The organism is Pseudomonas sp. REP124 (assembly GCF_020164475.1).
In the GTDB taxonomy this organism is placed as follows: Bacteria; Pseudomonadota; Gammaproteobacteria; order Pseudomonadales; family Pseudomonadaceae; genus Aquipseudomonas.
Window position 1 is genome coordinate 25,045 of record NZ_JAIQWX010000054.1, and the last position, 11,766, is coordinate 36,810.

Annotated in this window: 10 protein-coding genes and 1 pseudogene; 7 read left to right on the top strand and 4 right to left on the bottom strand. The window is 50.4% G+C overall.

Annotated elements, in window-relative coordinates; genetic code table 11:
- Positions 1-131: 131 nt before the first annotated feature.
- Positions 132-578, bottom strand: a complete 447-nt coding sequence (locus K9857_RS15115) for a hypothetical protein (RefSeq protein ID WP_224537057.1) — start codon at positions 576-578, stop codon at positions 132-134.
- 360 nt (positions 579-938) lie between these two features.
- Here K9857_RS15115 and K9857_RS15120 point away from each other — a divergent pair, with 360 nt between their 5' ends.
- From K9857_RS15120 to K9857_RS15145, 6 genes and pseudogenes are all read left to right on the top strand, one after another.
- Positions 939-1,931 (top strand): AAA family ATPase, encoded by a 993-nt coding sequence (locus K9857_RS15120; protein WP_224537059.1) that lies wholly within the window; start codon positions 939-941, stop codon positions 1,929-1,931.
- A 125-nt stretch (positions 1,932-2,056) separates the two neighbouring features.
- Complete coding sequence (locus K9857_RS15125) at positions 2,057-2,488, top strand: hypothetical protein (RefSeq protein ID WP_224537061.1); 432 nt, start codon at positions 2,057-2,059, stop codon at positions 2,486-2,488.
- 857 nt (positions 2,489-3,345) lie between these two features.
- Positions 3,346-3,687 carry a hypothetical protein gene (locus K9857_RS15130; protein WP_224537063.1) on the top strand — a complete coding sequence of 114 codons (342 nt, stop codon included), beginning with the start codon at positions 3,346-3,348 and terminating at the stop codon, positions 3,685-3,687.
- Positions 3,684-5,195, top strand: coding sequence for a hypothetical protein (locus tag K9857_RS15135; protein ID WP_224537064.1), 1,512 nt, complete (start codon positions 3,684-3,686; stop codon positions 5,193-5,195). Before K9857_RS15130 ends, K9857_RS15135 begins: the two co-directional genes overlap by 4 nt.
- A gap of 504 nt (positions 5,196-5,699) precedes the next feature.
- The gene (locus tag K9857_RS15140; RefSeq protein ID WP_224537066.1) at positions 5,700-6,455 is read left to right on the top strand and encodes a hypothetical protein; all 756 of its coding nucleotides are present in this window, start codon (positions 5,700-5,702) and stop codon (positions 6,453-6,455) included.
- 38 nt (positions 6,456-6,493) lie between these two features.
- Positions 6,494-6,631, top strand: a pseudogene (locus K9857_RS15145) (GNAT family N-acetyltransferase); the annotation flags it as partial.
- A 120-nt stretch (positions 6,632-6,751) separates the two neighbouring features.
- Here K9857_RS15145 and K9857_RS15150 read toward each other — a convergent pair.
- Positions 6,752-6,961, bottom strand: coding sequence for a transposase (locus K9857_RS15150; protein ID WP_224537068.1), 210 nt, complete (start codon positions 6,959-6,961; stop codon positions 6,752-6,754).
- 269 nt (positions 6,962-7,230) lie between these two features.
- Between K9857_RS15150 and ltrA the strand changes: the two genes are divergently transcribed.
- The gene (gene ltrA, locus K9857_RS15155; RefSeq protein WP_411961571.1) at positions 7,231-8,913 is read left to right on the top strand and encodes a group II intron reverse transcriptase/maturase; all 1,683 of its coding nucleotides are present in this window, start codon (positions 7,231-7,233) and stop codon (positions 8,911-8,913) included.
- A gap of 679 nt (positions 8,914-9,592) precedes the next feature.
- Here the strand turns inward: ltrA and K9857_RS30545 are convergent.
- Positions 9,593-9,775, bottom strand: coding sequence for a helix-turn-helix transcriptional regulator (locus tag K9857_RS30545; protein ID WP_208665522.1), 183 nt, complete (start codon positions 9,773-9,775; stop codon positions 9,593-9,595).
- 99 nt (positions 9,776-9,874) lie between these two features.
- The gene (locus K9857_RS15165; protein WP_224537070.1) at positions 9,875-11,299 is read right to left on the bottom strand and encodes a tyrosine-type recombinase/integrase; all 1,425 of its coding nucleotides are present in this window, start codon (positions 11,297-11,299) and stop codon (positions 9,875-9,877) included.
- Between the last annotated feature and the right edge of the window lie 467 nt (positions 11,300-11,766).

An 11,766-nucleotide genomic window follows, 5' to 3' on the forward strand; every position in this document is an offset into this window, starting at 1 on the left:
AAGCAGGTGTATGGTAGGCGCTTGTGCTATGTCTGTAGCGGAAATAATGACTTTTGAACGATCTATCAGGGCATAAATGGAACATAAAGAAATGCGGTGTGGCTCACATTTCTTCACCTCCCGGTTCATTTTCATTGGATTGCGATATCTCCCTTAAATTTCTTCGCTTTCTCTCCTACGCAAGGAAGCAATGAAAAAATTGTTATTGCATCACAATTGAGTGAGTCGTTATCGAGTAGTAGATCCGGATGCATGCTGAAGAATTCATCTTTCGATAGTTTTGATCCATTATTCTGAGAAAATACAAGGTTGAAGGGTTGGTGTTGAAACTCATAATGACCAAGCTCGGAGCAGAAAACCTCTCTTGACCCCGTGGAGTCAATGACAAGCTTTTGGCCGGCATGCTCAATAGTGGTTTGAATGCAAGCATTCATGAATTCAATTACGTCATCGCCTACGTAGGAGAGTGTTGTGACGGTGTTTGATACGTTCCAGTCGTACTCCCCGAATGCGGCTAGCGCTATAGCATTCATCGCTTTGAAGTTGTCAAAAGTAATTTCGATTTCTGATTTAAACATGTGTTGCTCCTTTGTTGTTGATGTTGCTCATCATAATAACGGTTTTAAAGTTGTCAATACGTCTAATTTAATTTCTTTTTAGTTTTCAAAATTAATTTTTTCGAATGTGAAGGACTTGGGCGTGTCTGGCGCTTAATTGTTAAAAATAAGTTGACAGGTTTGTAATTGTTATTATGGTGCTAGGTAAGCCCCAAGGGTGAAATTTGAGTCGAGAGTTTACTTTGTTTTGCGTTTAAATTGATGCGCTGCTGTACTGCTTGCTCTGTAAATCTAAGCTTGCTGGCTCTGGAAAAATAATCACTGAATATTGTGCGTATCTCTTTCGGCGAGGCTCTCGGCTCTCGGCTGTCTGGAGGAATTATGAAGTTTGACGTTGGTTTTTGCGAGGTTATGGCTAGGTCAAATGTTTCACTGCTACTAGAAGATGCTCTGAGACCGATTAACTGGCTGTTCGATGGGCTTGTTGAGGATGACCGAGATAATGGTCATCAGTGGCTTATAACAGGCGAACCTAAGGCTGGGAAATCAAGGTTTGCTTTGCAGATGGCAATTGCTGCGGCAGAGGGGGCTGATTTTGTAGGTTTTAGAGCTAGGCGGAAAAATAAAGTTTTGTACTTCAATTTTGAATTGTCTCGCAGGGTGATGGGGCGGCGTGCGCTTGAGTTCTTCGCAGGTGACGAAACTAGGATGTTGCAATGTGACGGAAATCTTCTCGTGGTCAGTGAGTGGTCTGGAGTTGATGTTCTGGATATTAAGTGTGCAGAGTATTTAAAGAAGCTGATCATGGAAGTGAATCCGGATATTGTTATTTGGGACGTAATGAAACGTATGACAGTGGCAGAAGAGAATAACAATGTTGAAATGAGCAAGGTGATGCGTGCGATTCGAGATATAAGCTCGAAGAGAACGCATGTGGTTGTGCATCACTCGCGAAAGGAGGTGTTCGCGCGAAATGCTGGGGCGAGAGGGATTCGAGGAGCTTCAGCAATCCATGCTGAAGTTGATGGGGTTATATCGATTGCTAAAATAGGCAAGAGAAACACACTACAGTTTTCGGTTAGGAGTGTTCCTGATCTTGAGGAGATACGACTTATATCGAATGGAATAGGATTCAGGCGCCTGACTGAAGAAATAAAAGTTGAGGAGAAAACAATCGATTTTAAGGTTCTTTTCGGTGATGCGAGCCACCGGAGCAGAAAGGATATGCTTTTGTACTTCAAGGATCAAATGGGGCGTGCTGAGTCAGCGGCTGATAGAAAACTTAAAGAACTGGTTAAGGCTGGGGTGCTGGTGAAGGAAGGGAGCGGTAGGGAGGTGCTGTATAGGCAGGGGGGCAAAGGGCTGTTGATTTAATCATAGTCATCATCGTCATTGCAGTGTAATAGGCAGTAACGATGATGGTTAATGTTTTTCAGTTCCCCCTTATATATCCCCCATAAAGCGTCAATCATATTGACGTTTTTTTATGTGTTTAGGAGTTGTTTGATTTCAAAATAACCCGCTGCGTTGCATCGGAATTTATCCAGCGGGTTGGCATGTTTGTTTCTGAAGTTAATTTGGTTGATCTAATTTTAAGGGGTTTTATGAGTTCTAAAAATTCAAATATTGATATTGCTTTCATGAAAGTGTGTTCTCTGGATGAGGGGATTGATTTCTCTGTAGTGAGTCCTTTCCTTTCTCTTGACGAATTGCTTGGTTACGAGAGAATTATGGTTGATAGTGTGCTCGCTGCTGGTCAGGCTTTTCTAGAGACAGCATCAATCAAGGAGATTCGAAAGGAGTATGTGCGTGGGTTGATGAGGTGGGTTGGAGATATTTCTCTGGACAGGAAGGCAGAGGTTCTTCTTGGTCTCTTTGGTGTTCAAGGATACGATAGCATCGTTAACGATTCTGGGAATATAACAATCTAGTGATTATTTGATTGTCGGAATTGTGTTGAGAGAGTTATATCGATAAGTTGTGTATAATTAGATGAACTGGCCAATAATAATTTCATGATTCTGACAGCCCGGAAAGACGGGCGGCCAGCTCCTTTATCCCTACCGGTTTGTTCTTTGTTAGGCGCGCATGAAAAAATGTGTCCACGAACGTATTGGGTTGCGCTTCGCACGTTGGTGACGATTGTGATTGGGTTCAGTTCGCCAGCATTCGCCAGCATTCGCCAGCATTTGCTCACGTGCCAACACGTTTGCCCGACGCGGGATGAAACTTCAGCCCTGAGTCTGGTTGCGCATTCCACGCCATTCCGACCACCCAGTCATCAACATCCGACCACCCGTTCTACGCTCATCCGGCTAGGCAGTCGTCGCGCAGCAACGCGGGTTTGCATTGTAAGTCTGAAGTCAATTCGCCAGTTGATCAGTAACTTCGGCGGATGGAACATTAAAGAGGCGGATTCGAAAAAGCCATGGGTTGGGGCAACTTTAAGCAAAAGGAAGAAGAGGAGGGTGATCATGTCCGAACCGGGCCGATTGGCAGCAATAGAGGAAGGGAAGCCCGAGTGCTGCCAGGTCTGCGAAATTCCGGCAATCGCTGGCCTGGTACGGGGTGAAGTCTAGGTGAGCAGTGCAGCCTGAGGCTCTGTCTGAGCTGCTTCAAGTACGTGTTCCTCTGTCTACGCGATAGGCACCGGCAGGATAGGCTTTTTGACGATGATTTCGAGATTAAAGAGTTATGCCAGTTCGGCAGGTAAGCCGTATCTCTCATAGTTGACATGGCATAGAGCCACTATAATGTCGATCATCTTCTGGGCTGGATGGATAAAAGCATGTCAGGATCAGGCAAGGCTATAGGAGCTGCTCTGGTATTAGTCGGTGCAGCAATTGGTGCCGGCGTTGGGTGGGTATCAAGAGGCTTCAAAGACAAAGATGAGAAGGAAAAGCTCAAGGATGTAGCTGAGCGACGGGCTCATGATCTTGAAGCCGTGCTCAAAGCGTTCGAGCTTGAAGCCACGCGCATGGAGAAAATCGTCACCGCCATCTCGACCGAAAATCCGTCAAATGCGGTTGAGCTGACAGTTCTTCTGAAAAAGCACGGTTTGAATCAGGTCCAGATCGAGAAAATTGTAAGCACACGCTTTCCTGAAACGAAAAAAAGTGGTGTCGCATGAATCCCGATATTGCTAAACGCCTCGCCGCTATCGGAGGCAGCGAGCTGGTCAGCTCATGGGAAGAAATCAGGACCACCACGCCAGTCAAGCGTCTCCCAAGTACTGAGATAGACAATCTTTCGTTGGGCTATGCGCTTGCGATTGGGGGCATGGCAGCAGCTATCGATGTCGTACTCGACAAGATTTTTCGGGCAAAAATGCATGAGAAACATCGTGAACGCACGCCTGAAGAACAGGAAGCCCTGGAGAAAACTGTCGAAGACATCATGAAGGAATTGGGCATTCCAGCTGGAGGCGATAAGGGTGATCCCGATATGGCCATGGACTGGTATAAAAAGCTCAATGAAGTGCTGAATCTCAAGAGCAAATTCAAGCTCCGGCCTGCCAACCATCGGATGGTCAATCACACTGACGAAAAAACCGTCATCGAGATGCTCATGAATGGTGAAGTCGGTTTTGGTGACTACCGCGAACAGCTTTACCCCAAGATGAGCTATGAAGCAGCCAAACGCCTCTATGATGCACACATCGCTGCCGACCGGGGCACCAAGCAAAGCCTGCCGTTGTCTTTCATGACCTGGTTCTGGGAGCAAAGCGTTAAAGCCGCAAACCCCGAAAAAGCAGGTGAACCTAACGCCATTTACGCCTTCCTCAGCAAATTCATGCCCAACGTGGACTGGTCAAAATGGATCAACAATCTTTGTGGTAAAGACGGATTGATCCCTGACGGCGCCACCTTTGGTGAAGCCATGCTGAAGCTTTACGAAACCGGCACACTGAACCAACGGTTGTTTTGGACAAGTGACCTGGGCGCCGCTGTCGGCGGCATCAAGCGGCGGGCGGTAATCGCAGCAACCATGGAAATTGGTGTTGAGATCTTCGCGTTTGCGGAAGGCGTGAAACTGGGCTTCATTAGCCTGGATGACAACTTTGATACCCTTACACGGAAAACCAAGGAATGGCGTGAGCAACCCAAATACATGGATATGCGCATTGCCGCACAATGCGCTGCGTGCTCTGGAGGCATATCAAGAGCTGCGATCAAGGGAGATGTGCTTAACATCAACTACGTGTCTCTTGGTATGGTGATGAGGCATCTCTGGATCTACCCGAGAGCCCAAAGCCGCCATTACGACAGGTTGGTCGAGCTTTCCGATGGCTACAAATCCGAGGCCTTCCGCCGGTTCACTGAGAAAACTGGGATTTCCATCCGTCCGCAACTGACCTTGATAGAAGGAGGCATGAAAGTGGCCAAATCCCTTGATGATCGTTTGCACAAAGCAGGCTGCCAATCGACCCGCGTGCGAGTGCTCGCATCTCGCTATCCGGCAAAGCTTGAGCCGCTGGTGGCCCTCTATGAAAAGCATGCTCCCAAGGCCGAGAAGGATGATGCCTTCCAAGAGAGGTATGACGCCCTGTGCGAAGGCTGGTACTTGAGCAAGATTACGGATGATGGTCAGGCCATCGATCAGTTAACGAAAGATCTCAAGGCGCTCTCTTGGCCATAAATTAAGGCACCTAGATAGGTGCCTTTTCATAATCCGGTAGTCATAAGACCTCCTCGATTTCTACCGCGCTGCCATTGTTTGGTGCAGGTGTCGGTCTAGGAGTGAGTGTAGTGGGGCTTTTCAGCGCGTTGGACGAGTTCTTTTTTGGTCCACCAGGTGTTGCTGCTGGCCTTGTGGGCGATGTTGTGGATGCGATCTCTGAGAACCCTGGAAAAACTGTGCCCGTGGTAGCGGCGACCGTAGCAACCGGTTGTGTTGCTCTTGCCGTTTCTCCGTAAGCGTCCGTCAAATGTAAGCGGACGGTAAACACAACTTGCGAATCTTTGCCCTACTCCAGTTTCGATGGCAGCTTGCCTCACCTACCGGCCCTGTACCAACGCCGGTTTACGACCCGTTATCTGATCATTTCTCATATGCCAAACCTATATCTGAAGAGGAAAACATCGAGGGCACACGACAGTCTATTCTTCAAGACTTGACTCAACTTTTTCAGGGCGCCGATGCATGAACTCTCTCTGGATCGCACTGGCCATTTTCGGTTCCCTGGTTGCTGCTTCGCTTTTCATGATGCATTGGTACCCTAAGCTGGCATCCCACCACAGGGATGACGACACCAACACCGTCATTCGCCTGGTAGCCAACATTTTTGTGGTCATGACATCGCTGGTGTTTGGTCTGATGATCAACTCTGCCAAGAACACCTTCGAGTCCATTGATGCAAACTTCCATGGGTATGCAACCAGCCTGATTATTTTTGACCGGACGCTGCGAGGCTATGGAGATGCGACACAAGACACGCGCAACCGTCTGATCACCTATCTTGAGCACGCTATCGAGAACCCGTATCGAGGTGACGAGGCATTGCAGCATCGCAACAGCGAAGCAGCTAAATACCTGGATGACATAGGCAAGTCCTTGACCAGCATCAAGCCCCCGGATCGCTTCCATGAAACGATGCTTCAGGATATCCGTCAGCAATATCACTCGCTCATTGAACAACGCTGGAGGATCGTCGAGCAGTCAGAGGGAGCGATTCCAGGCCCTTTGATTGGGATGCTGGTTGCTTGGTTGACACTCATATTCGCCAGTTTTGGATATCGCGCTCCCCAAAACTCGATGGTGATTGGAATGTTCATCATCTCGTCATTGCTCATCGCGGGCTCTGTCTGCCTTGTATTGGACATGGATGTGCCATTTCACGGCCCTATCCAGATATCCGACGAGCCCCTGCGCAGAGCGCTCGCTGTAATGCAGCTCTAGATGGTTCGTTGGGCGCTGGCATTCGTAATGCCGGTCAGATGAGTGATGATGTGAATGTACAGAACCCCGAAGCGGTAGGGTTCTATTTACATAACGGTTTTGTTCAAACAGGTCGTTCTCCGCTGTATGGCGAGGGCCGCCGCTTACCCTTGCTGCACCTGAGTCCGCCCGCCTAGGACTGTAATCTGAATCGCTCCAAGCTTCTGCTTCGGGGCGATTCATTATTCAGCAGGCCGGCATCCATTGATTCGGTAGCAATTACCCGATCTCACTGGCTCGCTGTGTCGGCAACCGTGTCAGCACATCTTTGAGATAGGCATCAGTGGCACAAAGGCCGGTAGCGAAGTTGGGGCGGGCTGGTCTCGATAAAGCGGCACCCATTTGCGGATGACATTGGCGTTGATGCCGTAGCTGATGGCGACACTGGACACGGTTGCGCCAGGTTGCAGGCATTCCTGAGCGACTTTGGCTTTGAATGGTTTTGGATAGGAGCTTCGTTGGCGCATGGAAATCCTGGCGATAAGGGTGATCGCGTCCGCTTAAAAATACGCGGACACCATCGCCCTTAATGCTGGCGTTCGGAAGGTGAGTTCGCCGGACGCTTAGAGCGCCAGTTAAAGCTGGCGGAGGATAGTCGATGAAAGTTCGATACTGGTAAGAAATGGCGAATCAACCAGGCCCCGAGTCATGCACGTTGCACCGTGAGGTGCAGGGTGAAGCGTTGACAGGGGAAACCGATGGGCCAGCCATTGAGCCGCGTAATCAGGATTTCGGGATGCCGATGCTGTTAAGCGAAGCAGAAGGCAACACGGAGCATGGCGTTATACGCCAGTCATGCTCTGATCCCGCGCGGTCGGAGACCCTGTGCACGTCGGGAAGTCCTCCGCACAGAAACTGGGAGATCTCAGCGGCGCCCAGTGCGCAAGCACCGGGCGGAGCAGGAAAGGCCAAAAGCCGTAACCCTGCTGTTCACGTCGCTGAGAAGTCGGATACGTCCGTAGTACCTAAGAAGCCATCGAACAAAGGGCCTGGCCCGGCGGAGATAGTGGAGGAAAGGGACGTAGCCAAGGGAAACACCGACACGCCCCCCGCGCCCCGGACACTGAGCCGGATCAGTTGCGCGTCGATGGGACTTGAAGGTGTACGTGAAGCAGCCCGAAGGAACAAGGGTACGCAGTTCACGGCATTGCTGCACCACATCACACCGCAGTTATTGGCGCAGAGCTTCTATGCCCTACGCCGCGATGCAGCGGTGGGCGTGGACGGCATGTCGTGGCGAGAATATGAGGAAGGTCTTCTCCAGCGGGTAACCGATTTGCACGCAAGGCTCCACAGTGGAGCCTATCGGGCAACGCCATCGCGGCGGGTCTACATTCCCAAAGCCGATGGCAGGCAACGCCCGTTGGGCATTGCCTCTCTGGAGGACAAGATCGTACAGCAGGCAGTCGTTACCGTTCTGAATGCGATCTATGAAGAGGACTTTCTGGGATTCTCGTACGGGTTTCGGCCGGGACGCAGCCAGCATGATGCGCTGGATGCGTTGGCGGTCGCGCTGAAGGGCCAGAAGGTGAACTGGATATTGGATGCGGATATCACGTCGTTCTTTGATGAGATCGACCATGAATGGATGCTGATGTTTCTGGGACACCGGATTGCAGATCGGCGCCTGCTCGGGCTTATCTGCAAATGGCTCCAAGCGGGTGTTATGGAGGATGGTCGTAGGGTGGTTGCGACCAAGGGGACTCCCCAAGGCGCAGTGATATCGCCATTGTTGGCGAATATCTATCTTCACTACATGCTGGATCTGTGGGCAAGGCAGTGGCGCCAGCGGCATGCCCGTGGCGATGTGATTGTTGTGCGCTACGCGGACGACAGCGTGGTGGGTTTCAGGACGCAATGGCAGGCTCAGCAATTTCTGGTGCAGTTGCAGGAGCGCTTGGCCAGGTTCGGTTTATCCCTCAACGCCTCGAAGACACGGCTGATTGAGTTTGGTCGTTTTGCTGCGAGAAATCGTAGGAAGCGAGGGTTAGGTAAACCGGAGACGTTTGACTTCCTGGGCTTCACGCACTGTTGCAGTACCAACAGAAGCGGTGGTTTTCAAATACTGCGACTGACGGTCAAGAAGCGAATGCGTGCGACGCTGCTGGCTATTCGGGATGAGCTGAAGCGCCGACGTCATGAGCCCATCCGGGCTCAAGGGCAATGGCTTACTCGGGTGGTCAGGGGCTACTTCAATTACCACGCGGTGCCGGGAAACCTGATACGTCTTGGTGGTTTTCGTTCAGCGGTCTGCCGTCTATGGCGGCAAGCCCTCAAACGGCGCAGCCAGCGTAATAGGCTTCAATGGTCACGCTACGGACGCCTTGCCGACCTCTACATACCTAGACCTAGAAATGCACATCCTTACCCTGAGGATCGCTTCGCGTCACATACCCGAATCAGGAGCCGTATGCGGTAGTTCCGCACGTACGGATCTGTGCGGGGGGCGGCAGGTAACTGCCGTCTCTACCGCGACCCGTCAAATACACTTTCAACTGAAGATCCAGCTGTTTAGGCTGGTGGTTGCCGGTGGTGCATCGGCATTTGGACTGCATTCTATAGTCGCTCTATAGTCGCTCTATAATTCTCTATAATCCTCATTCTTGAGCGCAGGGTTACCCCTGGTTGCAGGCATTCCTGAACGACCTGAGCCTTGAAGGGTTTGGGGTAAGAGGTGTGCTGACAAATGGTGTTCCTTGAATTTAGGGCGATGGTGTCCACGTACTTTTAGGTGGAGACCATCGCCCTTAATCTGGGGACTCTGAAGGTGTGTTCGGCAGACGCTTACGCTGCTCCGACCATCGCGTCAACAGCGGGGGCCGCGGGTATCCTGGACGCAGCAAGTACTGGCACAGCAATCAGTACGCTTTCTGGTGCAGCTCTGACAAATTCGTCTCTCGCAGCACTAGGGGGAGGCGGTTGCAGCTAGTGGTGTTGGAATGGCTGTTGGTACGGCAGTAGTAACCGGTGCTGGTGCAGCAATAGGAGTTGGTGTTTCCGGTACTGTTGTTGCGAAAAGCTAAAAGCCCAGAAGGAAAAAGGCACCTATTTAGGTGCCTTCTACGATAAGTCGGTGGTCATGTGACCTCCTTCTTTAGCTACAAATTTGTCGCCATCCACTGATTCAACGTGCTCGCTTTCCATCCCACGGTCTTGTGAGTGAGCTTCGTTTTTGGCGGCAAAATCCCTGCCTTTTCCATCCTATGGATAGTCGATTTTGAAACCCCCAGGATCTCGGCTGCTACTTTTATGCTCAAAAAACGATCAGAGATTACATTCATTTTGCCTCCTATTGACTTATTAAATCACATAATAACTGTTCCTGCCCTAAATGTCAATGGGGGCGATGTCAAGAGCTTTTCTCTGACACCGACCGAGTTTCATTTCTTAGCTTGCTTCCCGCGCAGCTCAGATAGCTTAAGCACCTTGATTCCCTTCCTAGTCTTGCCATCTCGAAGCTCGTCGAGGTATTTACCCCAAGATTCCAGGGCCTGCGTTTTCTCGCTCAAGTACGCATTGCGGTCATAGAATTTGGATTGAACACCGCTTCGCCCGTGTGAAAGCAGATGTGCTCTCCAGTCCTCGCTGATACCGATGCCAGCCATCAAGGTTTCGCATGTTGCCCTGACGTTCTGCCAAGTGAACTTGCTGGTGATGTCCTGTTCGCTCAGCGTGACCCCGGCCTCGATGAAAATTTTGCTGGTGTAATCAGCGCGAACCAGGTTCTTGGTCAATGCGAATGGGCCATCTGGGCTGGTTCTCACATCAAGAAGCGGAGTCATGATTTCTCGAACGCGTGGAGTAAGGGGCAGGAAGTGCAGTAGAGGCTCCTCCCGACCCTTGCGGTCATACATAAGCATGCCGTCATCATCTATATCTTCCCACCTGGCATCCATAAGCATCTTCAGCCGCTGACCGCCAAGATAAAGCGCTGACAAGGCGATTGCTTTCTTTCTTTCGTCGAGCATGTCCAGGTGCTGGAGCAGTGCTGACATTTCTAGCTGCTCAAGGGACTCTGTTTCGCCCTTATAGACGTTGCTAAGCGGCTTTACAGCTGCGGCAGGATTGAATGTGATCCCGAAATCGGAGGCCTGGATGTCATCCTCGTCAATCTCAATTGACTCCATGCTTTTCATTGCTGCCTGGAATGCCGCGCTCAGGTAGGTATGCACGGAGTCAGTGGTAGATCGCATGCTTGTTTCGGGCGGAAGGGTGCTGTTTCCCTTCCCACGTTTCGCTGGCTTCGAATCACGCACAATGCGCAGAATCTGAGCGATGTTCTTGTAGGTGATTTCTTTTGCAGGCTTGCGGGCCATGTCGGGAAAATTTGAAAGCACATGACGCTTAAACATCCCCTCCACTTGATCAGCTTTCATCCTCCCTCGACGCCGCATGTCATTCACGTACCAGTTCAGCAGGTCTGCAAATGATCCCTGTTTGGCATCGTTTTCAGTAGCGATACGTTCAGCTTCGAGGCGGGCTGCTACGTCTGACGCCTCTCTGGTCAAGTGAGCTTTGATGTCGCCATAAGCGTTATGCAGATCGACAAGATAACGAGCTTTTTCGCGTATCTCGGCAAGCGTGAGGCCAGTAGAGGAGGGCGTCGATTTGTAAGGCCCAATGGTGTGGTACTTTGATTTTTTCTGAATACTGTAGCGATAGAGCGCTGTTGTGACAGAGACCTGCCTTCTGAATAGGATCGAGCCAGACCCCCTTCCGAGCAAGCTCTCGGTAAGCGTTTCGCCGTCCTTGAGGCTTCTAAGCTTTTGATCGTTTACTCTCTTGTCTTGCGTGTTCCCTGCCATCTGCGACGCTCCGCTGAGTCACTACTTGTAACTACTTTAGCAACTACTTCTAGTGACATTCAATGCGTTTGAGCGATTCTCTATGACGCCAATCCTATTAGATAAACCCAGTAATCTTGGGGTTTACTGGGGATCTAGAGTCGGCTGGAATTCATTGATACTAAAACTCTAGCCCCTCCTAAGGGGAAGGTTGGCAGTTCGAACCTGCCCTGGGACACCATTTTCTTCGCAGTCTCCGATTTCCCTCTTTTGCATCCCTTATTGCTCAGTGTCCTCCATTTGCCTGTTATGGCCTTCTCTATATAAGTAGAAAGGGGCGGTTTTGGGTATTTCAGGAATTCTTTATAGAAATATCAAATCAGTGGTTGACGGCAGATTTCAGATCTCTATAATTCGCCCCACTTCCGGCGCAGTCGAAACGGAAAACTCTTTGGTAATCAACGAGTTAAGTAAGTTTCGATGGTCGA

Bases quoted from the DNA above. Each gene is read 5' to 3' on its own strand.
- K9857_RS15115 (WP_224537057.1), bottom strand. From the start codon at position 578: ATGTTTAAATCAGAAATCGAAATTACTTTTGACAACTTCAAAGCGATG.
- K9857_RS15130 (WP_224537063.1), top strand. From the start codon at position 3,346: ATGTCAGGATCAGGCAAGGCTATAGGAGCTGCTCTGGTATTAGTCGGT.
- K9857_RS30545 (WP_208665522.1), bottom strand. From the start codon at position 9,775: ATGAATGTAATCTCTGATCGTTTTTTGAGCATAAAAGTAGCAGCCGAG.
- ltrA (WP_411961571.1), top strand. From the start codon at position 7,231: ATGCCGATGCTGTTAAGCGAAGCAGAAGGCAACACGGAGCATGGCGTT.
- K9857_RS15135 (WP_224537064.1), top strand. From the start codon at position 3,684: ATGAATCCCGATATTGCTAAACGCCTCGCCGCTATCGGAGGCAGCGAG.
- K9857_RS15120 (WP_224537059.1), top strand. From the start codon at position 939: ATGAAGTTTGACGTTGGTTTTTGCGAGGTTATGGCTAGGTCAAATGTT.
- K9857_RS15140 (WP_224537066.1), top strand. From the start codon at position 5,700: ATGAACTCTCTCTGGATCGCACTGGCCATTTTCGGTTCCCTGGTTGCT.
- K9857_RS15165 (WP_224537070.1), bottom strand. From the start codon at position 11,299: ATGGCAGGGAACACGCAAGACAAGAGAGTAAACGATCAAAAGCTTAGA.
- K9857_RS15150 (WP_224537068.1), bottom strand. From the start codon at position 6,961: ATGCGCCAACGAAGCTCCTATCCAAAACCATTCAAAGCCAAAGTCGCT.